Source organism: Nocardioides sp. Soil777, from assembly GCF_001428425.1.
GTDB classification, from domain to species: domain Bacteria; phylum Actinomycetota; class Actinomycetes; order Propionibacteriales; family Nocardioidaceae; genus Nocardioides; species Nocardioides terrigena.
Genome location: NZ_LMSN01000017.1, coordinates 12,340 through 37,466, shown reverse-complemented (window position 1 = coordinate 37,466; position 25,127 = coordinate 12,340). Strand labels below are relative to the sequence as shown.

The following is a 25,127-nucleotide window of genomic DNA, read 5'->3' as shown; positions in this document are numbered from 1 at the left end:
ACGCCGCGGGGTCAGTGCCGCGGGCAGGTGCCGAAGATCTCCAGCGTGTGCGAGACGTCGGCGAAGCCGTGCTCGGCGGCCATCGCGGTGGTCCAGCGCTCGACGGCCGGGCCCTCGATCTCCACCGTGGCCCCGCACTCGCGGCAGACGAGGTGGTGGTGGTGCGTGTCGGAGCAGCGGCGGTAGACGGCCTCGCCGTCCTCGGTCCGCAGCATGTCGACCTCGTGCGACTCGCTCAGCCGCTGGAGGGTCCGGTAGACCGTCGCGAGCCCGACCTTGGCGCCGCGCCGGTCGAGGAGGTCGTGGATCTCCTGGGCGCTGCGGAAGTCGTCGAACGAGGCGAGGGCCTCGGTCACGGCGATCCGCTGCCGGGTGGGGCGCAGCGGCTGGCGGTCAGTGCTCGTCATAGTGCTCTCCGTGGGGCGCGTGCCGGTGGCCGTCGTGGACGTAGTCGACGTGGTCGCCGTGCCGGACCGCGGGGTGCCCGCAGTCGTCGCCGTGCTCGTGGGGGTGCTCGTCGTCGGTGTGGCCGGCGACCCGGTGCTGGTCGGGGGAGTCGACCGCCAGGATCGGGAACGGCTCGGCGAGGCGACGACGCCGGCGCAACCACACGCCGACCGGCCAGGTGGCGACGAACATCGCCAGCGCGAGCAGGACGATCGAGGGGCCGGGTGCCACGGTGGCCTGCCCGGACAGCCAGGCGCTGATGACCAGGCCGCCGACCGCTGCGACCGCGCCGAGGACCATCGCGGCCAGCAGCGTCGTGCGGAAGGACCGGGCGAGCTGCTGCGACGTGGCGACCGGCACGACCATGAGGGCCGAGACCAGCAACAGCCCCACCGTGCGCATCGCGACGGTGACGCTGACCGCGGCCAGCACCGCCACGAGCAGGTTGTAGAACCGCACGCGCAGCCCCATGACCCGGGCGAAGTCGGGGTCGGAGGCGACCGCGAACAGCTGCGGGAGCAGGCCGAGGGTGAGCGTCAGGACGACCACCGCCAGCCCGGCGGTGTACCAGACCTCGGTGGAGCTGATGCTCGTCACGGAGCCGAACAGGTAGACCTGCAGGCTGGCGGCGCCCTCGCCGGCGAGGCCGGTGATGAGCACGCCGCCGGCCAGGCCGCCGTAGAAGAGCAGTGCGAGCGCGACGTCTCCGTTGGTGTGTCCCTGCTCGCGGATCACCTCGATGAGCACGGCGCCCAGGATCGCCACGACCACCGCCGTCCACGTCGGGGAGGCCCCGGTGAGCAGCCCGAGCGCGACACCGGTGACGGCCACGTGGCCGATCCCGTCTCCCAGCAGGGCCAGCCGGCGCTGCACGAGGAAGGTGCCGATGGCGGGCGCCGCCAGTCCGGTCAGCAGCGCCGCGAGCAGCGCGCGCTGCATGAAGTCGCGACCCAGGAGGTCGGCCAGCTCGGCGAGGCTCATCGGCCACCCTCCTGCGGGTCGTGCGACATCGTGTCGAAGGGGGAGCCGACGTGGGGCGCGTGGTCGTGCCGGGCGTCGACCGGGTGGTGGTGGCCGTGCACGTCCTCGTGCGAGAGCGGGATGCCGTCGTACGCGATCCGGCCGTCCCGCATGACGACCGCCCGGTCGACGAGCGGCTCGAGCGGGCCGAGCTCGTGGGCGACCAGGACGACGGTGGCGCCGCGGCCCGACAGGGTGCGCAGGGCGTCGGCGAGCGCGAGCTGGTTGGGCAGGTCGACGCCGGCGGTCGGCTCGTCGAGGAAGAAGAGCTCGGGCTCGCCCGCGAGCGCGCGGGCGATGAGCACCCGCTGCTGCTGGCCGCCGGAGAGGGTGGAGACGCCGTCGCCGGCCTTGTCCGCCAGTCCCACGACCTCGAGGGCGTCCTCGATGGCGACGCGGTCCGCGCGGCCCGCGGGGCGCAGCAGGCGGCGGCGACTCAGGCGGCCCGAGGACACCACCTCGCGGACGCTGGCCGGCACCCCGCCGGTGGCCGTGCCCCGCTGCGGGACGAAGCCGATCCGGTGCCGGTCCCCGAAGTCGTGCAGCGGGGTGCCGAAGAGCAGGACGGAGCCCTGGGTCAGGGGGCGCAGGCCGATCAGGGCACGCACCAGCGTGCTCTTGCCGGACCCGTTCGCCCCCATCAGGGCGACGAACTCACCCTGCCGGACGATCAGGTCGTTGCCGCGCAGCACCGGCCGGCCGCCGATCGCGACGGTGACGTCGCGTGCCTCGACGACCGGGGTGCCCGCGGCGTTCAGCATCCGTTGGCTCGCTGGAGCGCGGCGAGGTTCTGCTGCATGAGAGCAACGTAGTCGCTCGCGTCGTCACCCTCCCCGGGTCCCTCGATCGGATCGAGCACCGCGGTCTCCACCCCGGTGTCGGAGGCGAGGCTCTCGGCCATCGCCGGCGAGGCCAGGCGCTCGGAGAAGACGGTGGTGATGCCCTCGTCGGCGATGAGGTCCTCGAGCTCGGCCAGCACGGCCGGCGTCGGCTCGGCGTCGGGGGAGAGACCGGCGATGCCCTCGAAGTGCAACCCGTACCGCTCGAGGTAGCCGAAGGCCTCGTGGCTCACGACGACCGTGTCGCGCTCGCACGAGGCGAGGACCTCGGAGAAGTCGTCGTCCAGGGCCTCGAGTTCGGTGCGCAGGGCCTCGGCGTTGCCGCGGTAGGCCGCGGCACCGTCCGGGTCGACCTCGGCCAGGCCGTCGGCGACCGCGTCGGCCAGGTCGGCCATCAGCAGCGGGTCCTGCCAGAAGTGCGGGTCGGAGGCGCCGTGGTCGTGCCCGTCGCCCTCGGAGTGCTCCTCCTCCGAGGCGTGCTCGTCGTCGGCGTGCTGCTCCTCGAACGTGCGCAGCTCCACCGCCTCGGCGGCGTCCACGACGACCGCGTCCGAGACGTTGTCGATGGCCTCGTCGACGGCCGGCTGGAACTCGTGCTCGAAGACGACGACGTCGGCCTCGTCGAGGTCGGCCGTCTGCGTGATGCCCAGCTCGAGGTCGTGCGGCTCTCCGCCGGGCTGGGTGAGGTTGGTGACCTCCCAGTCGTCGCCCGCCACCCGCTCCGTGACCCACGCCAGGGGGTAGAACGCGGCCACGGCCTGGCGGTCGGACCCCACGTCCGACGCACCGTCCGAGCCGCCGCACCCGGCAAGGAGGAGGGCTGAGGCAGCGACGAGCGGGAGGACACGGGAACGGGTGGCGAACGGCAACATGAGAACGATTCTCAGCACAATGAGAATGATTGTCAACTCCGCGAACCGCTCGTGGTCACGGTCCCTATGATCGGCGGGTGCTGGTCGTCTCGAGGTTCCGTGTCCCCACCGCCGACTCCGGCGACTTCCGGGCGGGCATCGACGCCGCCCATGCTGCGCTGGCCGCCCGGCCCGGCTACCTCGCCGGCACGGTCGGTCGCAACGTCGACGACCCCGAGCTCTGGGTGCTCACCACCCGCTGGGAGCACGTGGGCGCCTACCGCCGCGCGCTGTCGTCGTACGACGTCAAGCTGCACGCCGTGCCGACGCTGAGCCGCGCGCTGGACGAGCCCAGCGCCTACGAGGTCGTCGAGCCCGGCAGCGACCTCAACGTCGACATCCCGCGCGCCTGAGCCCCGCGAAATCCCGTGGCCGGCCGTCGATAGGGTGGTGACACCGACCGGCAGCCAGCCGGCCTGTCCTCTCTCCCAAGGAATTCATCGTGGCCAAGCCCGCCCCCACCGCCCTGGACAACGTCGTCTCCCTCGCGAAGCGTCGCGGTTTCGTCTACCCCTGCGGTGAGATCTACGGCGGCACCCGGTCCGCCTGGGACTACGGCCCCCTGGGCGTGGAGCTCAAGGAGAACATCAAGCGGCAGTGGTGGAAGTTCATGGTCACCCGTCGCGAGGACGTCGTCGGCCTCGACTCGAGCGTCATCCTGCCGACGCGCACGTGGGAGGCCTCGGGCCACCTCAGCACCTTCAGCGACCCGCTCACCGAGTGCCAGTCGTGCCACAAGCGCTTCCGCGAGGACCACCTCCAGGAGGACTACGCGGCCAAGAAGGGCATCGACGACCCGGACACGGTCGACATCAACGAGTCGGTGGCCTGTCCCAACTGCGGCACCCGCGCCGCGTGGACCGAGTCGCGCAACTTCAACATGATGCTCAAGACCTACCTCGGCGTCATCGAGGACGAGTCGGGCCTGCACTACCTGCGCCCCGAGACCGCGCAGGGCATCTTCCTCAACTTCGCCAACGTGGTGACGAGCAGCCGCCAGAAGCCACCGTTCGGCATCGCCCAGATGGGCAAGAGCTTCCGCAACGAGATCACGCCCGGCAACTTCATCTTCCGCACCCGCGAGTTCGAGCAGATGGAGATGGAGTTCTTCGTCAAGCCCGGCGAGGACGAGGAGTGGCACCAGCACTGGATCGACCAGCGCACGCAGTGGTACGTCGACCTGGGGATCAACCCCGACAACCTGCGCCACTACGAGCACCCGGCCGAGAAGCTCTCGCACTACTCCAAGCGCACCGTCGACATCGAGTACCGCTTCGGCTTCTCCAGCCGCGACTTCGAGGAGCTCGAGGGCGTCGCCAACCGCACAGACTTCGACCTCAAGCAGCACAGCGAGTTCTCCGGCAAGGACCTGTCCTACTTCGACCAGGCCAGCAACGAGCGCTACATGCCCTACGTCATCGAGCCGGCGGCCGGCCTCACCCGCAGCCTGATGGCGTTCCTCATCGACGCCTACACCGAGGACGAGGCCCCCAACACCAAGGGCGGCGTCGACAAGCGCGTCGTGCTCAAGCTCGACCCGCGCCTGGCCCCGGTCAAGGTCGCGGTCCTGCCGCTGAGCCGCAACGCCGACCTCTCGCCCAAGGCCAAGGCCCTCGCCGCCGAGCTGCGCCAGAACTGGAACGTCGACTTCGACGACTCCGGCGCGATCGGCCGTCGTTACCGCCGCCAGGACGAGATCGGTACGCCGTTCTGCGTCACCGTCGACTTCGAGACCCTCGACGACAACGCGGTCACCGTCCGCGAGCGGGACACCATGACCCAGGAGCGGGTCAGCCTCGACGGCATCACGCGCTGGTTCGCCGAGCGGCTCATCGGCTGCTGACCCGCGGCGGTTCCCGGGACCGCCGGCCGGAGTGCGGGTGCACAATGCCCGCATGAGGCGTCTCGGGCTGGTCGCGTGGGCGTGCACCGGCGCGCTGGTCGCGCTCGGGGCGTGCTCGTCCGACGACGGGACGCCCGGGGACCGTACGCCGGACGCCGGGGCATCGACCCCGGCCGGCGAGCCGACCGCCGACTCGGCCGCCGCCGACGTCGCCACCACCGAGCCCGGCACGGTGCTCGCCCTCGGGGACGCTGCGACGGTCGTGTGGAGGTCCTCGGCGGATCTCGAGGGGGTGCTCGAGCTGCGGGTCGACGCCGTTCGTGAGGCCGCGACCGCGGACTTCGACGGACTGGTCGCGTCCGGCACCGTCGCGGGGGCGCAGCCCTACTACGTGGACGTGACGGTCGCCAACGTCGGCGACACCGACCTCGGCGGGCTGGACGTGCCGCTCTACCTGCTCGACACCTCCGACACCCTGGGGCCGCCGTGGGGCTTCGAGGAGCCGTTCGCCTCGTGCCGGTCCCGGCCGCTGCCCCGGGCCTTCACGCCGGGGGACAGCCGCAGCAAGTGCCTCGTCTTCTTCGCGCGCGCCGGGTCGACGTACGACGCCATGGCCTTCCAGCCGACCCCCGACGTGGAGGCCATCACCTGGACCGGCGAGCCTGAGCCCGCGGACCGCGAGCGCCCCTCCCGTCGCCGGCCCTGATCCCACGCGCGACAATGGGGCCATGTCCCTGCCGTCGTCCCTGACCCTGCGCTCCCCGGGCGGCGGGGCCGTCACCGTCGACACCCCCGTCGTGCTCGCGCCGATGGCCGGGATCACCAACGCCGCCTACCGGCGGCTCTGCGCGGAGCAGGGGGCCGGGCTGTACGTCTGCGAGATGATCACCTCGCGTGGCCTCGTCGAGGGCGACGAGACGACGCGCAAGATGCTCGTCTTCGACGAGCTCGAGACGATCCGGTCCGTCCAGCTCTACGGCACCGACCCGCACTACGTCGGCCGGGCCGTGCAGGTCTTGTGCGAGGAGTACGGCGTCGCGCACGTCGACCTCAACTTCGGCTGCCCGGTCCCCAAGGTGACCCGCAAGGGCGGCGGGGGCGCGCTGCCGTGGAAGCGCGGCCTGCTCGCCGACATCCTCAAGGCGGCGGTGGCAGCCGCCACGCCGTACGACGTGCCGGTCACGATGAAGACCCGCAAGGGGCTCGACGACGACCACCTCACCTACCTCGACGCCGGCCGCATCGCCCAGGAGTCCGGCGTGGCGGCGATCGCCCTGCACGGTCGCACCGTCGAGCAGGCCTACTCCGGCCAGGCCGACTGGGACGCCATCGCCGAGCTGGCGGCCAGCGTCGACATCCCGGTCCTCGGCAACGGCGACATCTGGGAGGCCGCCGACGCGGTACGCATGGTCGAGGAGACCGGTGTCGCCGGTGTGGTGGTCGGTCGCGGCTGCCTCGGACGGCCGTGGCTCTTCCGCGACCTCGCCGCCGCCTTCACCGGGCAGCAGGTGGCGACCCTGCCCACCCTCGGCGAGGTGTCGGCGATGATGCGCCGCCATGCCGAGCTGCTGAGCGAGCACATGGGGGAGGAGCGCGGCTGCAAGGAGTTCCGCAAGCACGTCACGTGGTACCTCAAGGGCTTCCGGGCCGGCGGCGACCTCCGGCACCGGCTGGCGCTGGTCTCGTCGCTCGACACCCTCGACGACCTGCTCGCCGACCTCGACCCGGACGAGGGGTTCCCGGTCGGAGAGCTGGGCACGCCACGGGGTCGGCAGGGGGCGCCGCGCAAGCGGGTCGTGCTGCCCGAGGGGTGGCTCGACGACGCAGACGGACGCGACCTCCACGTCCGCGAGGACGCGCTCGAGGTCACGGGGGGATAACGCTCCGGTGTCGGAGTGGTGTCGGCGGGAAAGCGGTGCGGTGTCGGCCCGGTGACCGGGGACACGGTAGAAATCTCAACCGAGAATTGGGACAGGCCAGAAATCCTGTGCTTCACTCGTCGTTCTGCCCGCCTCTCCCCCCGAGGCCCTCACAGGCTCGAGAGTCGGTCAGCATCCCCCTGCACGCAACAGCAAAGGATCAACGCTGTGGCTCAGCATCGCCACACGCGGGACGCCAATGCCCGCCGCACCATGCCCTCAGCCATCCAGGTGGCCGGACCCGTCGCAGTTCTCGCGACCCTCTCCGCCGTCGCCGTGGGTGTCATGACCTCCAACCCCTCCGTCCCCGGAGCGGAGGACCTGCTCGCCTCGTCGAGCAGTGCCGCCGCCGGCATCTCCGCCTCGGGCGTCGCCCCGCGCGGTGACGTCGTGTCGCGTTCCGAGCGTCGTCAGGACGCTCGTGCCGAGGCCCGCCAGGAGGCGCGCCGAGACGCCAAGCGAGAAGCCAAGCAGGAAGCCAAGCGCGAGGCCCGCCAGGAGCAGCAGGCCACGCTCCGGGCCGTCCGGAGCGCCGACACCCGGCTCTGGACGACCACCGAGCTCAACCTGTGGACGAGTGCCGACGGCGACGCCCGCAACGTCGGCCTCGTCGAGGGCCTCGAGAAGGTCCTCGTGACCGGCCGCAAGGACGGTGACCGCGTCGAGGTCGTCGTCGGTGGGCAGTCCCGGTGGGTGACCGCCGGCTACCTCGCCGACGAGAAGCCCGAGACCGGCCCGGCCCTCGGCGGCCAGTGCACCAACGGCTCGGTCATCGACGCCGGCAGCCCCTCGCTGTACGAGATCCACGACGTGGTCTGTGCCAACTGGCCCGAGATCACGTCGTACGGCACGTGGCGCAGCGACGGCGAGCACGGCGAGGGCCGCGCGATCGACATCATGGTCAGCGGCGAGACCGGCTGGGCCATCGCCGAGTTCCTTCGGGCCAACTACTCCTCGCTCGGCATCGAGTACATCATCTACTCCCAGAAGATGTGGTCGGTCGAGCGGAGCGGCGAGGGCTGGCGCTACATGTCCGACCGTGGCTCCACGACCGCCAACCACTACGACCACGTCCACGTCACCGTGTACTGATCTGTTTGGTGCGAGCGTGTCGCCTTCGGCGCCACGCTGCCGCACGCACGACCCGCACGTGACGACGGGGTTCGACGCCGCTGGTGGAGCGGGGTCGGGCCCCGTCGGTCGTTGTCACTAGGCTCGCGGGCGATGACACCCGACGAGCTGTACGACGAGCACGACCGCGCCCGCGTGGTGGACGAGCCGCCCAAGCGGGTCGACGCCCCCGTGCGCACCGCCTTCGAGCGCGACCGCGCCCGGGTGGTGCACGCCGCTGCGTCTCGCCGGCTCGCGGCCAAGACCCAGGTGGTCGGGCCGCAGACCGACGACTTCGTCCGCAACCGGCTCACCCACAGCCTCGAGGTGGCGCAGGTCGCCCGCGACCTGGCCCGCGCGCTGGGCTGCCACCCCGACATCACCGAGACGGCGGCGCTGGCCCACGACCTGGGCCACCCGCCGTTCGGCCACAACGGCGAGCGGGTGCTCGCGGAGCTGAGCCAGGACTGCGGCGGCTTCGAGGGCAACGCCCAGACCCTGAGGCTGCTGTCGCGCCTGGAGGCGAAGACCTTCGACGCCTCGGGCGCCTCGGTGGGGCTCAACCTCACCCGGGCCACCCTCGACGCCTGCACCAAGTACCCGTGGTCCCGTGACGGGGCCCCCGGTCCCGGCGGGGTGCACGCCGACGGCACGCCGCGCTTCGTCGTCAAGTTCGGTGTCTACGACGACGACGCCCCGGTCTTCGACTGGGTGCGCGAGGGCGTCACCGGACGCCGCCAGTGCGTGGAGGCGCAGGTCATGGACCTCGCCGACGACGTGGCCTACTCCGTGCACGACGTGGAGGACGGGATCGTGGCCGGGCGCCTCGAGCTGACCCGGCTCGACCTCGACGCGCTCTGGGAGACGGTCCGTGCGTGGTACCTCCCGGACTCCACCGACGACGAGCTGTCCGCGGCGCTCGCCTCGATGCGACGCCAGGAGAGCTGGCCCACGTCGGCCTACGCCGGGACGCGGCGCGACCTCGCCGCGATCAAGAACCTCACCAGCGACCTGATCGGCCGCTTCTGCGGCAGCGTCCAGGCCGCCACCTTCGCGGCGGCCGACGGCCCGCTCGGGCGCCACCGGGCCGAGCTCGTGGTTCCGCACGCGACCCTGGTGGAGATCGGCATCCTCAAGGGGATCGCGGCCCACTACGTCATGCAGGCCACCGACCGGTTGTCGCTCATGGAGCGTCAGCGGCTGCTGCTGGCCGAGCTGTTCGCGGCGCTGTGGGAGCGGGGGGCCGACGCGCTCGACCGTCCGTTCGCCGACGACTGGGCGGCGGCGGACGACGATGCCGCCCGCCGCCGCGTGGTCGTCGACCAGGTGGCGTCGCTCACCGATGCGAGCGCGGTGTCGCGCCACGCCGTCCTGGTCGGCTGACCGTCAGGGCAGGTTGCCCTGGGGGTACGGGTTGTCCTGCAGCGCCACGTTGTCGGGGTTGAGCTGCGACTCCAGGTCGGAGTCGTGGCTGCCCGAGGGCTTGACCTTGTCGGCGGCAGCGCTGGCCGCCGCGGTGACCTTGTCCTTGACGACGGGTGCCTGGGCCTTGGCGGTGTCCGCCGCCTGGTGGGCGGCGTCCTGGACGCGCGGGTCCTCCTTGACCTTCACGGCCATGCCCTTGATCTGCTCGTAGCGCTCACGGCCTGCTCGCGTGCCGAGCACGTAGCCGATCCCGCCTGCGACGAGTACCAACAGCTTCTTCATGGTGTTTCCTCTCGGTGGGGGTCATGCGGGGGAGTGTCATCGTGCTGTTCGCGGATCCGGCGGCCGCGGGCGATGTCCTCGGCCTCCTTCTTCTCCGCCTTGCGGATGGTGCGGGTGTCGCGGGCCGGGAGCTGGAGCTCCTCCTCGGCGGCGATGCCGGCCTGGAGCTGTCGGCCGCGCTCGAGCTCGGAGTCGACCTCGGCGCCGAAGAGCAGCGCGAGGTTGGTCAACCACAGGTAGAGCAGGGCCACGATGACGCCGGCCAGGGAGCCGTAGGTCTTGTTGTACGACGCGAAGTTGGCGACGTAGAACCCGAACGCGACCGACGCGAGCACCCACACGACGATCGCCACGAGAGCACCGACGGAGATCCACCGGAACTTGGGCTGCTTCACGTTGGGCGTGGCGTAGTAGAGCAGGGCCACGATCAGCACGACGGTGAGACCCAGCACCGGCCACTTGGCGATGCCCCACGCCGTCAGGGCCGCGTCGCCGAGCCCGATCACGTTGCCGATGGACTCGGCCACGGGTCCGGAGACGACGAGCATCAGCAGCACGGCCGCCATCAGGGCCAGGGCGACCACGGTGATGATGAGCATGATCGGCCGCAGCTTCCAGAACGGACGACCCTCGGGGATCTCGTAGATGCGGTTCATCGCCCGTCCGAAGGCACCGACGTAGCCGGAGGCCGTCCACAGTGCGCCGGCGAGGCCGAGGAGCAGGGCGAGCCCGGCGCTCTGCGACTGCGAGATGGTGCTCAGCGCGGGCTCGATCGTCCCCAACATGTCTTCGGACACGAGCGGGTCCAGGACCTCCAGGACCGTGTCCACCGACTCCTCGGCCTGGCCGACCAGCCCGAGCAGGGAGGTCAGGGCGATGGCGGCCGGGAAGATCGACAGCACCGCGTAGTAGGTGAGGGCGGCGGCCAGGTCCGTGCACTGGTCGTCGCTGAACTCACGCCACGTCTTGCGCGCGACGTACATCCAGGACCGCTTCTCGAGGTCCGCCGGGCTGTCGGGCTTGCGGTCGTCCTCGGGGTCCGGGGTGGTGGCCTCATGGCGCGACGTGCGCGTGTCGCCGCTCATGAGCGGTGGCGCCACCACACCAGGACGAGGGCCATGGCCAGCAACGAGCCGGCGGCTGCGAGCACCTCGGGGCGCGGGGCGCCGTCGTCGCTGGTGGCGCGGTGCTTGACGTCCGCGACCTTGGCCCGGGCTTGCGACTTCACGTCGAGCTTGGCGGTGAGCTGGTCGACGGTGTCGGCGAGCTGGGCCCGCTGGGCCTCGATCTCGGCCTCGATCTGCTCGGGAGTCCTGTTGTCAGGCACGGTGTCCACCCTTCACGGTTGCGATGTCCTCCTTGACGCCCTCCATGGCGCGCTCCGGCTTGGGAGGGCCTGCGGAGGCGACCTTGCTCTTGCCGATCAGTCCGGCGACGGCGGCCGCGGCGAGGAGCACGAGCGCCACGAGGAGGGCCGCCAGCCAGGCGTCCACGACGAGCGCGAGCGCCAGCACTGCGGTGGCGATGAGGGTGCCGATCGCGAAGAACGCGAGCAGCCCGGCGACGCTGAACATGCCGATCCCGACGCCGGCGCGCTTGCCCTTCTCGGCCACCTCGGCCTGGGCCAGCCGCATCTCCGAACGGATGAGGTCGGGGACCTGCTGGGTGAGCTGGTGGACCAGCGCCCCCAGGGTCGGGTCGTCGTTCGTCCGTGGATCTGTCATGCCTCCAACGTGCCCCAGGACGGGCCGGATGGGAACTGGGCCGCACCCGTGGGGGTGGCGCGCTGTGCGGACGTAGACTCCGCCACGTGGCAGGCCGGATCCGCGACGACGACATCGCCGAAGTACGCGAGAAGGCGCGCATCGACGACGTCGTGTCGTCGTACGTCACGCTCAAGCGCGCCGGTGGCGGGTCGCTCAAGGGCCTGTGCCCGTTCCACGACGAGAAGTCCCCGTCCTTCAACGTCAACGCCTCGCGCGGATTCTTTCATTGCTTTGGCTGCCAGGAAGGCGGTGACGTCATCTCCTTCCTGATGAAGATCGACGGCCTCTCCTTCGCCGAGGCCCTCGAGCGGCTCGCCGACAAGTACGGCGTGGTCCTGCGCCGCGAGGACGGAGACGAGGCGGAGCGCCCGCGCGGCCCCGCCCGCGGCCGCTTGATCGAGGCGCACAAGATCGCCCAGGAGTACTACGCCGAGCAGCTCGCCACCCCCGACGCCCTGGTCGCGAGGCAGTTCCTCGGCCAGCGGGGCTTCGACCAGGCCAGCGCCGAGACCTTCGGTGTCGGCTTCGCCCCGCGCGACGGCGAGGCGTTGCTGCGCCACCTGCGCGGTCGGCGCTTCACCAACGAGGAGCTCGTCACCGCCGGGCTCGTCAAGCAGGGCCGCTCCCACTACGACGCGTTCCGCGGCCGGCTGCTCTGGCCGATCCGCGAGGGGAGTGGCGAGACCATCGGCTTCGGCGCGCGGCGCATCTTCGACGACGACCGCATCGACGCCAAGTACCTCAACACCGGCGACTCGCCGATCTACAAGAAGAACACCGTCCTCTACGGCCTCGACCTGGCGCGCCGCGAGATCGCCCGGTCCTCCCAGGCCGTCGTGGTGGAGGGCTACACCGACGTCATGGCCTGCCACCTGGCCGGCGTCCAGACCGCCGTCGCCACCTGCGGCACCGCCTTCGGCGACGACCACGCCCGGGTGCTGCGGCGCTTCCTGCACGACCACGAGGAGTTCCGAGGCGAGGTGATCTTCACCTTCGACGGCGACGCCGCCGGGCAGAAGGCCGCGTTGCGCGCCTTCGGCGGCGACCAGAACTTCGTCTCCCAGACCTACGTCGCCGTCGAGCCCAACGGCCTCGACCCCTGCGACCTGCGCCTGCAGAAGGGTGACGCCGCCGTGCGCGAGCTCATCGCCACGCGCAAGCCCCTCTACCGCTTCGTGATGGGCAACGTGCTGACCAAGTACGACCTCGACCGGGCCGACGGCCGGGTCGACGCCCTGCGGGAGGCGGCCGCCCTGGTCTCGAGCATCCGCGACAAGTCCAAGGTCGATGCCTTCGCCCGCGAGATCGCCGGGATGATCGGAGTCGACGTCGAAGATGCCCGTGCGGAGGTACGCCGCGCCGCCAACCGGCCCGCGCCCGGCACCGCCCGCAGCGACTCGCGCCAGGACTCCCGGCGTACGACGCCCGAGCAGGAGGCGGCCCCGGCCCCGCAGCGACCCCAGCTGCCGAGCCTGCGCGACCCGCGCTTCTCCATCGAGCGCGAGACGCTCAAGATCGTCATCCAGCACCCCGGCTCGACGGGCCGGGTGATCAACGGGCTCGGGCCCGACGACTTCAGCCACCCCGTCTACCGTGCGGTCTGGGAGGCCGTCGCGGCGGCAGGCGGACCGGCGGCGGCCGCCGGCGACGACGGCTGGAGCACGCGGCTGCGCTCCGGAGTGGCCGACCCGCACGTCTCGTCCGCCATCTCCGAGCTCGGGGTCGAGCCGGTCCTCACGCCGGCCGCGCCGGAGGCGGCCTACGTCGCCAAGCACGTCTACCGGCTCCAGGAGCTCACCACGATGCGGCGCATCGCCGACCTCAAGTCGCGCCTCCAGCGCACCAACCCCGTCGAGCACCAGGCCGACTACAACAAGATGTTCGGCGAGCTGGTCGCTCTCGAGCAGCACCGCCGCACCCTGCGTGACCAGCAGGTGACGGCCCAGTGAGGTCGCTGCGGCGCTCGTCCGCCCCCGACCTGGTCGTCGGCCCGGGGGAGCGCGTGCTGGCCTGGTGTCGCACCGTCGATGACGGGGTCCTCGCGGGCACCCGCGACGCGTTGTACCTCGACGTCGGCGGCGACGTCATCCGGATCCCCTGGGAGCAGGTCGAGGCCGCCGACTGGGATGCCGACACCGACGTCCTGCGCGTCTCGCTCGTCGGCTCGTGGGGCGAGCAGCGCGTCGAGCACGACCTCTCGCTCACCGAGCCGGGCCGGCTGCTCGAGCTCGTCCGCGAGCGCGTCACCGCGAGTGTGGTGCTGCAGCGCCACGTCCCGATCGACGGGCGCCGCGGCGTACGCGTCATCGGTCGTCGTGCCCCGCGGGGCGACGCGCCGATCGAGTGGCTCTACGAGTACGACGAGGGTGTCGACCCCGGCGACCCGGCGGTGCGCACCGCCGCGGCCGAGGCCCTCGTCGCGGCCCGCGGCGACGTGGGGCTGGCCTGATTTCTCAACGCCGCGGGGGGCTTGCTAGGGTTCTCACGCCGCTCAGCGGTCCCCTGTAGCTCAACTGGCAGAGCATTCGGCTGTTAACCGGAGGGTTGTTGGTTCGAGTCCAACCGGGGGAGCCAGCGAAGGGCCCCCGATCCGTCACCACACGGGTCGGGGGCCCTTCTGCATTCCGGTCGGTCAGTTGCGGGCGCGGGCCGCCTCGACACCGGTCTTGACCAGGATGATCGGGAGCAACAGGGTGGCCAGCGCCGTCGCCAGCCACACGATGACGGTGGCGGCGAGCCACGTGGTCGCACCGCCCTCGATGGTGAGCGCATCACCGATGAGGGTCGTGAGCCACAGCGCCACGAACGTGGAGAGCAGGCCGACCCCTCCGAGGAACGCCGCGGCGTTGCGGGCGGTGACCTTGGCGATGAAGGGCGACAGGACGCTCTGGATCACCGCGAAGATCAGGACCGCGGTGAGGAACCCGCTGGCCGTGACGTCGAAGCCGTCCACCACGGCTGCGGTCACCAGCAGGCCGACGGCCGCGGAGACGATGAAGATGGCTGTGCGCACCAGGAACCGGATCATGGCGGCAGCCTAGGGGCGGCGACGGCCGCGCGGGGTGGGCCGATTCGGGTGACCCTTCGGCCCTCCAGCGAGGCCCCTCGCCTCAACAAGAGCAAGTTAGTAGACTTACTTCCATGAGCGGGCAGGGAGAGGCGGGGGGCGGGGCGACCGACCTGCCTGCCGCGCTTCCCCTGGTCGGCGCGGCGACGGTGGTCGCGCTGGCCCTCACGGAGCACTTCGAGGCATTGCCCGCCGCGCTGGCGGCGTACGTGTCGGCGTACCTGCTCCTCCGCGACGGCTGACAGTGGACCTCGTGCCCGTCCGGGAACGCGGAGGACCCGCCTGACCTGCGTGCAGGTCAGGCGGGTCCCTCGCCTCCGGTGCCCTTGTCGTGTCGCCGGCTACCTCCCTGCGACCAGGTTGGACCTGGCCGATCTCGGACTGGTGCCGATCGCGTTGATGGCGACCACCTGGAACCGGTAGTTGCCGGTCTGCGGCAGGGTCATCACCAGCGAGCGGGCGGTCGAGGCGAGCACTGCCGACTGGGTCGTCTGCAGCACCGCGCCTGCGGCGCTCATCCGGAGGGCGAACACGCGGTACCCGGTGATGGCCGAGCCGCCGGTGTTGGCCGGCGCCGCCCAGTTGGCGGTCGCCGTGATCGCTCCTCCTGCCACTCCGGCCACCGCGGTCCCGATCGTGGGAGCTCCCGGCGCCGTCGCCGTGACCGCCGTCGGGGTGACCGTGTTGCTGGCTGCGGACAACGCACCCGGGCCGACGGCGTTGACCGCCCGCACCTGGAAGTTGTACGCGGTGCCGTTGGTCAGCGTGGTGACCACCGTGCTGGTCGCCGTGGCTGCGATGCCGGTGACAGTCCTGACCACCGTGGTCCCGGTCCTCACCACGACCTGGTACGACGTGATCGCCGAACCGCCGTTGTCGGCGGGGGCGGTCCACCGGACCGTGGCCGACGCGTTGCCGGCCGTGGCCGTCCCGATGGTCGGGGCTGCCGGTGCCGTCGTGGCGGCCTGCGGGGTCACCGTGTTGCTGGCCGCCGAGAGTGCTCCCACGCCCACGGCGTTGACCGCCCGGACCCGGAAGTTGTACCCGGTGCCGTTGGTCAGCCCGGTGACGACCGTGCTGGTCGCCGTCGGGGCGATGCCGGTCACCGTCCGGATCAGGGTGGTCCCCACCCGCACCTGCACGCGGTACGACGTGATCGCCGAGCCGCCGTCACTGGCGGGAGGCGTCCAGGTCACCGTGGCCGAGGCGTTGCCGGCCGTGGCGGTCCCGATGGTGGGTGCCCCCGGGACCGTGGTGACCACCGGAGCGGTGGGCGTCACCGTGTTGGAGGCCGCGGACAGGGCCCCGGGACCGAACTCGTTCACCGCCTGCACCTGGAAGGTGTAGGCCGTGCCGTTGACCAGGCCCGTGACGACCCGGCTGCCCGGCGCCGCGATGCCCGTCACCGTGACCACCGGGGTGGTCGCGCTCACGGTCGCCGGTGTGGCGACGATCGTGAAGCTGGTCGGTGCGGGACCACCGTTGGCCGCCGGGGCGGCGAAGGTGACCGTCGCCGAGGCGTTCCCTGCGACCGCCGTGGGAGCGGCCGGGGCCGCGGGCGTGAGCAGGGTGATGGTGGTGTCGGAGAACTGCAGCTTCTCGATGCCGCGCAGCGTGTCCGTCCCGTCGGTCGCCGCCCCCCGGGTGTGTGCCACCGTGATGCTGGTGGCCCCGAAGGTGACGTCGTAGTCCGCACGAGGACCGGAGAACAACGCGGTGTCGTCGCTGGCTCCCGTGCTGGGCAGCACCTCGCGGACCAGAACGATGTTGCCCGGGTCGACGGTCCCGTTGAAGACCGCCTCCTGCAGCGTCGTCGTGCTTCCCGTGAGGTAGGGGTTCTCCATGAGGTCGGTGGTACCGATCTCGGTCGAGGCGTCCGCCGGGTTGGTCCGGACGCTGAGCCTGACGTTGACGTAGGCATCGCCGTCGATGATGTCGTCGGCGCCCCGTCCCTCGATCAGGTCGTTGCCCGCACCACCCAGGAGGATGTTGCCGTCGCCCCACACGTTGGTGCCGCTGAGGATCGGGCAGTCGTTGGAGGCGGATGCCGCGACCACGGCGGTGCGCGGTGTGGCCAGCGGCGGCACCAGGTCGTCGAGACCGGAGATCCGGTCCAGGCCGTCCTGGTCGAGCGCGTCGCAGCCGATGAAGCCTCCGCCGCCCACGGCGCTGGGGACCACGTCGTCACCCCGCAGGATGTCGTCGAGCACCCCTCCCGAGAGGGCCTCGGCCTCGTTGAACTTGTCACGGACACCGACCTGCAGGATGTCCAGCGGTGCGATCGGCAGGGCCAGGTCGAGGTCCTGGGCGATCGGGTCGCCCTGACCGGGACTGCCGGCGATCTGCCAGTCGTAGCCGGAGGCGGCCGCCACCTTCTCGATGCCCGGACCGGCGACGCCGATGTCGTCGCCACCCTCCATGTCGTAGTCGTCATCGCCGCCCTGGCCGATGAGGACGTCCGAGCCCGGAGCCTGCGAGTCGTCGAGGAAGAAGAGGTTGCCGCTGTCACCCTGCATCAGGTCCGGCTGGTCACCGCCCTCTTCCCAGTCGTGGCCGCTGTCACCGAATGCTGCGTCGAGGCTCTGGCCCAGCATGATGAAGTCGTCACCGGCGCCACCGAAGGTCTCGTTGGCGTTGGCCCCACCGTTCGTGAAGTCCTTGCCGTTGCCACCCATGATGATGTCGAGACCGGGCCCGGCGTCGATCGCGTCGTTGCCCGGACCACCCTTGGGCACGTCGTCACCGGCGAGGTCGGTGATGATGTCGCTGCCCTCGCCACCGAGCGCCACGTCGGCTCCGCCACCGCCCTCGATGATGTCGTTGCCCAGGTTGCCCCAGAAGGTGTCGTTGTCGTTGCCGCCATAGATGCGGTCGACGTTGTTCGTCCCGTTGTAGACGCTCTGGCCGTTGATGCCGGGCGGGTCGACGGTGTTGCGTGCCCGGTACTGGATCGTGCCGTTGGGCTGGCGGATGAGCAGTGCCGTCTCGTCGCACTCCGTGGTCGGGTCGTTGGCGACCGTGTTCCCGAACTGCGTGAAGCCGGCCGGGGTCCCCGCGAGGTTCGCGAGCTGGAACTTGCAGTCCGACGTGGCGAAGACGTCCGCCTTGAGGGTGTGGGTTCCGTCCGTGTTGCGCTCGATCAGCTCGGCGAAGGAGTTCCCCTCGAGCTGGGCGCGCAGGTTCATGCCGGGCGTCCGGGCCAGGTAGTAGAGCCGGTCACCGTTCTGCAGGTCGGTCATCTGGTTCTCGAACACGTAGTTGAACGTCGTGCCGAGCAGGCCCCCGAAGGGAGTCGTCGTCTCGGCGAGGCCGCCGACCCAGAGGTCCACGTCGTCGAGACCGGTGATGGAGCGACTGCCGCTGTTCGCCCAGGCGTCCGTGCTGTTCATGAAGGCAGCAGCGTCCGCCGGGGTCTCGGTGTCGCCGAGCACCGGGTTGGCGAGCCGGGTCGCGGCGGCCCTTCGGGACTTCAGCGTCGCCGGGCCGTCGTTGTCGGCCGACTCGTCGACGGCCGTGGTCGGGTCGTCGACGAGGATCTGGTCAGGCCCGTCGACGTCCCTGAGGATCGTCGGGTGCAGGCCGTACGCCGCCACGAAGTTGACCAGTGACTCGGGGTGCTTGAGGTTCTCACCGAAGTCCACCCAGCTCGTGTAGGGCTTGAGCTGGCCGTCGTTCGTCCTGGCGAAGACGTCACGACGGAAGACGTTCAGCGGAGGCACGCCCTCGGACCGTGCTCGCGTCATGTTGATGCTGGCGAGGTCCAGGGGCAGGCCGAGCAGGTTGTTGCGCAGCGTGTCGGTCACGAACTCGTCGAGCTCGTTGCCGGTCTGGTCCGTCATGCCCATGACGATGCTGCCGGCCGCCTGAGCGGCGTTCAACGTGCCCGCACTCCCACCGTCCGTGTAGGCCGGGGGATTGAGGAAGCCGTCGAGCAGCGAGATGTCGTTGTCGCTACCGTCCGCGTTGCGACGCGAGATGGTCTCGGTCAGCATCGAGTGCCCGAACCGGTAGACCGCGTGGGCGAACTCCGCGCGCACGGCAGGGTTGAGGTCGGTCTGGGTGAAGGCGAAGGGCTCGAAGGGGTTGATCCCCGGCTGCACCTTGCGCGCAAACTCCTCGAAGACCAGGTGCTGGTACTCCATCTCGGTGACGAAGCGCGCCGCCTGGAACAGCCGCGAGCCGTTCCACCCGTCCGCCCCCGCCGTCGACTGCCACTCCGCGAGAGCGGCGACGCCACTGGCGGTGGTGTCGGTGGCGAGCGTGTTCTTGATGTCGTCGACCAGTCGGTCGTGCTCCGAGTGGAACACCTGGTGGATGGCGGTGAGCCCGATGTTCTCGTTCACGCGACCGTCGCCGGCGATGAAGTGCGCGTCGAGGAGCTCGTCGTCGTACGACCCGGCGGGCACGGTGACGTCGAGCTGCTCACCCGCGGTGGTGTTGCTGTCCGGCCCGACGGCCAGTGCGGCAGCCGTGGGCTCGGCGCTGTGCGCGATGTCGGTGAGGAACGGCGTGTCGAAGTACTTCACGTCGCTCGGCACCGGGACCGGTGACGCGGTGTCGCCCTCCACGAGACCCGAGTCGGTGACGTACTGCGGCAGGCCGCGGGCCGGTCCGGGGACGAAGTTGCCGTAGGCGTCCACGGCGAGCATCGGGACGTTGAGCACGTCCTTGTCGGTGAGCTGCAGGCCGAGGAGGGTCGCGGCCTGCTCCTTCGTCGAGGCCCAGGTGGCCATGCCGGAGTCGACACCGGCCACCGCGTCAGCGGCGAGCACGCCACCCAGCATCTTGCCGGTGGGGACCGGTCGTCCCGCAGCGTTGGGGGTGTACTCCCGCAGGAACGCCTGGTGGGACGCGTGCGAGGTGTAGGTCTGGCTCTGGTCCACCCACGGCGAGTCGGTGTTGTCGGCGTTCTGGACGTCGTCAGGGGTGCCCATGACGCCGTCCGCGCCGGGCTGGTTCTTCGCCCGGGTGAGGACCATGAAGCGCAGGTTGGGGTTCAGGTCGTCAACGGTGCCGAACCTGTGGTCCTTGCCGGCCACCAGCGGGTCGTCGTCCTTGAGCGGGACGAAGACCGTGCCGCCGCCCTTGACCGTCTGGTCGACGCCGTGGTCGAAGAACTGGCCGAACAGCGTGAACAGCGAGTTGTACGGCGGGGACAGGCCCACGTCCGTGGTCACGTTGGGGATGAAGAGCGTCTCGAAGGACGGTGTGCAGTCCGTCGGGACGGCAGCGATCGGGGGGTCGGCCAGCGGGTCCGGGTCCGTCGTGCACGGTACGACGCCCGGGTTGCCCTGGGTGCGCACCGGGAAACCCGCCGCGGCGATAGCGGCCGGGTTCGTCGACGTCTGGTCGACGATCAGGTTGCTCACCGTGCGGGGCTGGGTGTCGAAGACGTTGCCCGTCTTCTGGGTGTACGACGTGCTCCCACCTCCGAAGGCGGCCGGCGCGTCCTCGGCCGGCTTGAAGACGGGTGCGGCGAGCCGCGGGAACTCCTCGTCCGCGGCGCCGCTGCGCTCCTTGCCGGCGACCAGGTTGTTGCACGACCCGTCGACGGTGCGCAGGCCGAAGGACACCAGCGGGCTGGCGAGCTGGGAGCGCAGGGCCCCACAGGCGCCGGTCGCCGGCGTGGTGTCGGCGACGTGCTTCTCGGCGATCTTGATCTGCTTGAGGATGAAGGCGAGGTCGGAGGGCGACACCGTGAAGCCCTGTCCGACCTCCGCGGCGGCGGCGTCAGCCGCCGGCGCGAGGGTGACGGGCAGGATGAACGACGCCGGGATGGCCAGGACGGCTCCCACCGACACCCACCTGCGCAAGCGACCACTCCCTGACCGCCGCCGGGGTGGGCCTCCCGCACCGGACCGTCTGGGGTCTGGTTCCGAGACAGGCGCGTTGCGCAGGATCCGACTCATGAGGCACCACCTTGAGAGAGGACGTGAGGCTCACAAGGTCCACCTCCCCGCTTGCTGTCCGCTTGGGGTGGTGTCCGGGCTCAGCCCCGGGCGGCCTCCGGGAACGCCTCGCCGAGCAGGCGCGCCGAGGCCTCCACCTCCGGCGGCACGTCGACGTGCCCGATGAAGCCGGTGCCGCGCGGTCCGTAGCCCCGCTCGTCGTCGCGCAGCCGCCGCAGCTCTCCGAGGACCAGGTCCACGAAGCGGTCCATGCCCCACGCGCGGTGTCCCGCGTCGTCGTACCCGCCGTCGGGACGCACGACGGGCACGAAGGGCGCGCGGCTCGAGATCGTCACGTCGCGACCGGCCAGCGCGCGGAGGAAGGACTCGTGCGTCCGGCGCTGCATCGTCGGGTCCTGGACCACCACCGCGTGGCCGTCGGGGAGGAGTGGTGCGGTGAGGCTGGCGTTCTCTCCGCAGTGCGCCGACGCCTCCTCGAGGGTGATCCGTCCGGCGTCGACACCGTGGCGGGACACCAGCAGTGCGGCGAGCACCGCGGCCTCCGACGAGCCGTCGTCGGCGATGCCCCACGACCGGACGGCGGCGAAGAGGGTGGGGGTCGAGTGGCCCCGCCCGCCCGTGACGACGAGCCGGGCCCGCGGGTGCTCGGCCATCAGGTCGGCCGCCACGTCGAGGGAGCGCAGCACGGCACTGCCGCACAGCACCACGACGTCGGGGAGGGCCTCCGGGTCGCGACGGGCCAGCCAGGCGGACGCGACGCCGAGCGCGTCGAGCGACGTCCGGGACGGAGCGGCGATCAGTCGCCCCAGCCGAGCGGGTAGACCTCGAAGGGCGCGGCGAACGCGACCCCGAGGCCCTGGCCCGTCTGGCGGGCCATGCCCTCGAGGAACTCGCGGGGGTCGAAGTGCTCCCAGCCCAGGCCGTCGATGTAGGCGCGGTGGGCCTCCAGGGAGGCCACTCCGGCGTCGAAGGTCCCGGTCGTGTCCACCGCGTGCCGGGCCTCGGGCGAGCCGAAGGCCCACACCGCGCGGACGCCGCCCCAGGGCTCGAGGGCACCGTCGAGCTGCTCGGGGAAGATCCACCGGTTGCCGGAGTCCCTGGCCGCGTCGAGCACGCCGCGACCGACGGCAATGTGGTCGGCCTGGTTGAGCGACTGCCCGCCCCACGTGTCCCGGAAGTTGCCGGTGACCACGACGTCGGGACGGTGCCGGCGGATCACCTCCGCCAGGGTGCGCCGCAGCGGTACGCCGTACTCCAGGATGCCGTCGGGCAGGCCCAGGAACTCCACGGTCGAGACCCCCACGAGGCGCGCGGACTCGACCTGCTCGGCCTCGCGGACCGACCGGCACTCGTCGGGATGCATCCCGTCGATGCCGGCCTCGCCGCTGGTCACCATGCAGTAGGCGACCTCCTTGCCCTGCCCGGTCCAGCGGGCGACAGCGGCCGCGGCACCGAACTCCAGGTCGTCGGGGTGCGCCACGATGCACAGCGCGCGTTGCCAGTCCTCGGGGAGCTGCTCGACGTCGGTCATGCGTCGAGCATGGCACTCAAACCGGTGGCGGGCGACCGGCCCGACGCGGTCAGATGGGCGCATGGAGATCCAGCAGCTCGACGTGCACGACGACGCCGCGACCCGCGCGTTCCACGACGTCGAGCAGGCGGTGGCCCGCCACGACCGTCCGCACGCCGTCACCCGCACGTACGACGCGCTCCTCAACACGTGGCGCAACCCCAGCGCCTACCGCCGCTACCTCCCGCTCGTCGCGGTCGTCGACGGGGAGGTGGTGGGGTCCGCGGACCTCGGGTTCTCGCTCCAGGACAACACCCACCTCGCGGACCTGGAGATCTCGGTGCTGCCCGCGCACCGCCGTCGCGGGGTGGGTCGCGCCCTGCACGAGGGGGCCAGCCGGCTCCGGGGAGCGGAGGGGCGCACGAGCGCCTGCGGCGAGGTGTACGCCGTCCCGGGTGTGGACTCGCCGGGGCTCGCGTTCGCCACCGGGCTGGGCTACCGGAGCATGCACGAGGAGGACCACCTGCTGCTCCCGCTGCCCGCGACCCCGCCGGCGGTGGACCCCGGCGGCTACGAGATCGTCACCTGGCGCGACCGGTGCCCCGACGAGCACGTCGACGCCTACTGCGAGATGCGGACCCGGATGAACCACGACGTGCCGGTCGGCGAGCTCGACCTCGAGCCGGTGGACATGACCGTCGAGCGGCTGCGGGTGGGGGAGGAGCGCACCGGACGCTCCTACTCCTCGATCGTCGCGGCGGCCCGGCGGCGCGAGGACGGCGTGTTCGGCGGCTACTCGCTCACCTACCTCGGCCACGGGACCGACCACGCCATCCAGGACGACACGCTGGTGATGCCCGAGCACCGCGGCCGCCACCTCGGCGCGGCCCTCAAGGCAGCGACGCTCCGGATCGTGCTGGCCGAGCACCCCGAGCGCGTGGCGATCCACACCTGGACCGACCCCGACAACCACGCGATGTACCGCACCAACACCGCCTTCGGCTACCGCGCCGTCGAGCGGATGCACGAGATGCAGCTCTCGGACGGCAATGTGTAGTGAAATGATTGACTTGATCATCTAAAGTACGAGGCATGACGAGTGCCTCCCTCAGCCGCCGCGGCTTCCTCACGCTCACCTCGGCGGCCGCTGCCGTCGCCGTGGCGCGTCCCTCGCTGGCCGTGGCACGACCGGCCCCATCCTCAAGCCGATCCCGCCCGCGTGGTTCGTGCCGTTCGGCACCAACGCGGAGATGCGCTGGGAGTCGGTCGACCCGCGCCGCTACCGCACCACGCAGGAGCGCCTCTTCGTGCGCAACCACACGTCGACGCCGACGATCGACGCGTCGTCGTACCGGTTGCGGATCTTCGGCGACGGCCTCGCGACCCCGCGCGCGGAGGGCGGGGCGGTGTCGATCTCCCTGGCCGAGCTGAAGACCCTGCCGCAGGCGTCGCTCACCGCGGTGCACGAGTGCACCGGCAACGGCCGCCGCTTCTTCGCCGCACAGCAGGGGCAGCCCGCCGCCGGCACGCCGTGGTCGCTCGGCTCCGTCGGGACCGTCCGGTGGGACGGCGTGTGGCTGCGCGACGTGCTCGCGGCCGTCGGGCTGGACCCGCGGGCGCTCACGATCCAGGCGACGGGCCTCGACGACCCCTACGTCACCGGGGGAGTGGACCACGGCCGTGTACGCCGACCGTTCCCGGTCACCAAGGCGCTCGACGACGCGCTCCTGGCGTGGGGCGTCGACGGTGACCCGCTGCTCCCCGACCACGGCTTCCCGCTGCGACTCGTGCTCCCGGGATGGGTGGGGATCGCCAGCATCAAGTGGCTCGGTTCCCTCGAGGTCTCCACCACGGAGCTCACCTCGCCCTGGAACACGAAGTGGTACCGGATGACCGGCGGTGACTTCCCGGCCGACGCGCCCCCGCTCGACGTCAACCCGGTGCGCTCCGCCTGGGAGCTCGCCTGGGATGCGACCCTGCCGGCCGAGCCCGTGCGGTTGACCGGGCGCTCGTGGAGCGGCGCGGCACCCGTCCGTCGGGTCGACGTGAGCCTCGACGGCGGCCGGTCGTGGCGACCTGCGGTCCTCGACCGCGCCGGACGGCAGGACCAGGGCTGGACCCGGTGGTCGATCCAGTGGGCCCGTCCCCGTCCGGGCAGCCACGAGCTGCTCGCTCGCGCCATCGACGCGGCCGGCCGCACGCAGCCGCTCGTCGCGGCGTACAACGACAACGGCTACTTCTTCGACGCGGTGGTGCGCCACCCGGTGCGGGTGGCCTGACCCCGGTCAGGACCAGCAGCGCGACCAGCTGCCCCGACCGGTCCGCTCGGCGCGGGCCTCGACGCGGCGGTACTCCCGCGTGCGGGCAAAGGGGTTGCCCTGGTAGACGTACGTCGTCGCGAGCCCGGCACGGACCTGCGCCTTGCCGACGTCGCGGCCGGCGCGAGCGACGTACCGCAGCCAGCGCCCGTAGCGGTCCCGGTCCGCCTGGCTGGCGTCGGAGACGAGCACGACGCGTGAGCCGACCGGCGCCAGGCGGGACATCCGTGCCGAGGCGTCAGCGCCGCCGCACTCGCGCTGGCCGTGGACCTCGGGGGTGTCGATGCCCAGGATGCGTACGTCGCGCACCCCGACGCCGCGTACGCGGACCTTGAGGGTGTCGCCGTCGGTGACCTTGACGACCACGCCGGCGTGCCGCTGGACGGGACCGCTGCTGACGGAGCCGCCGGTGTCACTCGTCTCCGTCGCGGTAGGTGTCGGGGTAGGCGTCGGGCTGGTCGTCTGCCCCACGAGAGGCACCGGCGCGGACCCCGTGCACGGGCAGGGGTTCGACTCGCAGGCCAGTCCGTCGCCCTCCGCGTCGAGACGGTGCGGGTCGCCCGGCCCGGCCGCCAGGAAGAACGCCTGTGCCTCGGCCTGGGTGGCGAAGTCCGTGCAGTCCTTGTCGACGAACGCCTGCGCGGGCACGACGCTCCCGGCAAGCGTCGACAGCGTGACGGCGAGCAGCAGGGTGAGGGTGGTGGGCAGGCGGCTCATGGGTCGAATGCTCACCCGGTCGGGGTGCCTGCGTCCGGCGAACC

The 25,127-nt window shown here is 71.6% G+C and carries 24 protein-coding genes and 1 tRNA gene; 12 read left to right on the top strand and 13 right to left on the bottom strand.

All coding sequences use genetic code 11. The features are described 5' to 3' along the window. Positions 1 to 11: 11 nt before the first annotated feature. Genes ASG88_RS15390 through ASG88_RS15375 form a run of 4 tightly spaced genes read right to left on the bottom strand, consistent with a single transcriptional unit; the run spans position 12 to position 3,178 of the window. Positions 12 to 407 (bottom strand): Fur family transcriptional regulator, encoded by a 396-nt coding sequence (locus ASG88_RS15390; protein ID WP_056888332.1) that lies wholly within the window; start codon positions 405 to 407, stop codon positions 12 to 14. Further along, a complete protein-coding gene (locus ASG88_RS15385) occupies positions 394 to 1,428 on the bottom strand; it encodes a metal ABC transporter permease (protein ID WP_056888331.1) in 1,035 nt (344 codons plus the stop codon). The genes ASG88_RS15390 and ASG88_RS15385 overlap by 14 nt, the downstream gene beginning before the upstream one ends. Continuing rightward, positions 1,425 to 2,228 carry a metal ABC transporter ATP-binding protein gene (locus ASG88_RS15380; protein ID WP_056888330.1) on the bottom strand — a complete coding sequence of 268 codons (804 nt, stop codon included), beginning with the start codon at positions 2,226 to 2,228 and terminating at the stop codon, positions 1,425 to 1,427. The genes ASG88_RS15385 and ASG88_RS15380 overlap by 4 nt, the downstream gene beginning before the upstream one ends. Continuing rightward, on the bottom strand, positions 2,222 to 3,178 hold the full coding sequence (locus tag ASG88_RS15375; protein ID WP_056888329.1) for a metal ABC transporter substrate-binding protein: 957 nt from the start codon (positions 3,176 to 3,178) through the stop codon (positions 2,222 to 2,224). The genes ASG88_RS15380 and ASG88_RS15375 overlap by 7 nt, the downstream gene beginning before the upstream one ends. Before the next feature lie 77 nt (positions 3,179 to 3,255). Here ASG88_RS15375 and ASG88_RS15370 point away from each other — a divergent pair, with 77 nt between their 5' ends. From ASG88_RS15370 to ASG88_RS15345, 6 genes are all read left to right on the top strand, one after another. Continuing rightward, the gene (locus ASG88_RS15370; RefSeq protein WP_056888328.1) at positions 3,256 to 3,570 is read left to right on the top strand and encodes an antibiotic biosynthesis monooxygenase; all 315 of its coding nucleotides are present in this window, start codon (positions 3,256 to 3,258) and stop codon (positions 3,568 to 3,570) included. 89 nt (positions 3,571 to 3,659) lie between these two features. Continuing rightward, the gene (locus tag ASG88_RS15365; protein ID WP_056888327.1) at positions 3,660 to 5,060 is read left to right on the top strand and encodes a glycine--tRNA ligase; all 1,401 of its coding nucleotides are present in this window, start codon (positions 3,660 to 3,662) and stop codon (positions 5,058 to 5,060) included. A 52-nt stretch (positions 5,061 to 5,112) separates the two neighbouring features. Next, complete coding sequence (locus tag ASG88_RS15360; RefSeq protein WP_056888326.1) at positions 5,113 to 5,766, top strand: hypothetical protein; 654 nt, start codon at positions 5,113 to 5,115, stop codon at positions 5,764 to 5,766. 22 nt (positions 5,767 to 5,788) lie between these two features. After that, positions 5,789 to 6,940, top strand: a complete 1,152-nt coding sequence (gene dusB / locus ASG88_RS15355) for a tRNA dihydrouridine synthase DusB (protein WP_056888325.1) — start codon at positions 5,789 to 5,791, stop codon at positions 6,938 to 6,940. Positions 6,941 to 7,147: 207 nt separating this feature from the next. Beyond that, complete coding sequence (locus ASG88_RS15350; protein ID WP_157559768.1) at positions 7,148 to 8,071, top strand: hypothetical protein; 924 nt, start codon at positions 7,148 to 7,150, stop codon at positions 8,069 to 8,071. 132 nt (positions 8,072 to 8,203) lie between these two features. Next, positions 8,204 to 9,472 carry a deoxyguanosinetriphosphate triphosphohydrolase gene (locus tag ASG88_RS15345; RefSeq protein ID WP_056888323.1) on the top strand — a complete coding sequence of 423 codons (1,269 nt, stop codon included), beginning with the start codon at positions 8,204 to 8,206 and terminating at the stop codon, positions 9,470 to 9,472. Between the two features lie 3 nt (positions 9,473 to 9,475). Here ASG88_RS15345 and ASG88_RS15340 read toward each other — a convergent pair whose 3' ends face one another. From ASG88_RS15340 to ASG88_RS15325, 4 genes are read right to left on the bottom strand one after another with little or no spacing between them, the layout of a single operon-like run. After that, entirely contained in the window at positions 9,476 to 9,796 is a 321-nt protein-coding gene (locus ASG88_RS15340) for a hypothetical protein (protein WP_200956472.1), read from the bottom strand. After that, the gene (locus tag ASG88_RS15335) at positions 9,793 to 10,881 is read right to left on the bottom strand and encodes a YihY/virulence factor BrkB family protein (RefSeq protein WP_056888613.1); all 1,089 of its coding nucleotides are present in this window, start codon (positions 10,879 to 10,881) and stop codon (positions 9,793 to 9,795) included. The genes ASG88_RS15340 and ASG88_RS15335 overlap by 4 nt, the downstream gene beginning before the upstream one ends. Further along, positions 10,878 to 11,123 (bottom strand): DUF3618 domain-containing protein, encoded by a 246-nt coding sequence (locus tag ASG88_RS15330; protein ID WP_200956471.1) that lies wholly within the window; start codon positions 11,121 to 11,123, stop codon positions 10,878 to 10,880. The genes ASG88_RS15335 and ASG88_RS15330 overlap by 4 nt, the downstream gene beginning before the upstream one ends. Next, entirely contained in the window at positions 11,116 to 11,520 is a 405-nt protein-coding gene (locus ASG88_RS15325; protein ID WP_056888321.1) for a phage holin family protein, read from the bottom strand. The genes ASG88_RS15330 and ASG88_RS15325 overlap by 8 nt, the downstream gene beginning before the upstream one ends. Positions 11,521 to 11,606: 86 nt before the next feature. Here ASG88_RS15325 and dnaG point away from each other — a divergent pair, with 86 nt between their 5' ends. From dnaG to ASG88_RS15310, 3 genes are all read left to right on the top strand, one after another. Continuing rightward, positions 11,607 to 13,511: a DNA primase gene (gene dnaG / locus ASG88_RS15320; protein ID WP_056888320.1), complete on the top strand. Its 1,905-nt coding sequence runs from the start codon at positions 11,607 to 11,609 to the stop codon at positions 13,509 to 13,511. Beyond that, a complete protein-coding gene (locus ASG88_RS15315; protein ID WP_056888319.1) occupies positions 13,508 to 14,011 on the top strand; it encodes a hypothetical protein in 504 nt (167 codons plus the stop codon). Before dnaG ends, ASG88_RS15315 begins: the two co-directional genes overlap by 4 nt. Before the next feature lie 49 nt (positions 14,012 to 14,060). Beyond that, positions 14,061 to 14,136: transfer RNA gene (locus tag ASG88_RS15310), tRNA-Asn, on the top strand. 58 nt (positions 14,137 to 14,194) lie between these two features. Here ASG88_RS15310 and ASG88_RS15305 read toward each other — a convergent pair. Then, positions 14,195 to 14,590, bottom strand: a complete 396-nt coding sequence (locus tag ASG88_RS15305; protein WP_056888318.1) for a phage holin family protein — start codon at positions 14,588 to 14,590, stop codon at positions 14,195 to 14,197. 113 nt (positions 14,591 to 14,703) lie between these two features. On the opposite strand from ASG88_RS15305, the gene ASG88_RS23130 reads away from it, so the two are divergent. Then, a complete protein-coding gene (locus ASG88_RS23130; protein WP_157559767.1) occupies positions 14,704 to 14,871 on the top strand; it encodes a hypothetical protein in 168 nt (55 codons plus the stop codon). 99 nt (positions 14,872 to 14,970) lie between these two features. On the opposite strand, the gene ASG88_RS15300 is transcribed toward ASG88_RS23130, so the two are convergent. The 3 genes from ASG88_RS15300 to ASG88_RS15290 form a co-directional block, all read right to left on the bottom strand. Next, a complete protein-coding gene (locus ASG88_RS15300) occupies positions 14,971 to 20,424 on the bottom strand; it encodes a peroxidase family protein (protein WP_200956470.1) in 5,454 nt (1,817 codons plus the stop codon). Positions 20,425 to 20,618: 194 nt separating this feature from the next. Then, positions 20,619 to 21,242 (bottom strand): YdcF family protein, encoded by a 624-nt coding sequence (locus ASG88_RS23345; protein WP_268791453.1) that lies wholly within the window; start codon positions 21,240 to 21,242, stop codon positions 20,619 to 20,621. Between the two features lie 92 nt (positions 21,243 to 21,334). Next, positions 21,335 to 22,069, bottom strand: a complete 735-nt coding sequence (locus ASG88_RS15290) for a PIG-L deacetylase family protein (protein WP_056888316.1) — start codon at positions 22,067 to 22,069, stop codon at positions 21,335 to 21,337. Positions 22,070 to 22,130: 61 nt separating this feature from the next. Between ASG88_RS15290 and ASG88_RS15285 the strand changes: the two genes are divergently transcribed. After that, positions 22,131 to 23,105: a GNAT family N-acetyltransferase gene (locus ASG88_RS15285; protein ID WP_056888315.1), complete on the top strand. Its 975-nt coding sequence runs from the start codon at positions 22,131 to 22,133 to the stop codon at positions 23,103 to 23,105. Between the two features lie 193 nt (positions 23,106 to 23,298). Then, entirely contained in the window at positions 23,299 to 24,327 is a 1,029-nt protein-coding gene (locus tag ASG88_RS15280) for a molybdopterin-dependent oxidoreductase (RefSeq protein WP_235534876.1), read from the top strand. Positions 24,328 to 24,333: 6 nt separating this feature from the next. Here ASG88_RS15280 and ASG88_RS15275 read toward each other — a convergent pair whose 3' ends face one another. After that, the gene (locus ASG88_RS15275) at positions 24,334 to 25,083 is read right to left on the bottom strand and encodes a thermonuclease family protein (RefSeq protein ID WP_056888313.1); all 750 of its coding nucleotides are present in this window, start codon (positions 25,081 to 25,083) and stop codon (positions 24,334 to 24,336) included. Positions 25,084 to 25,127 lie beyond the last annotated feature (44 nt).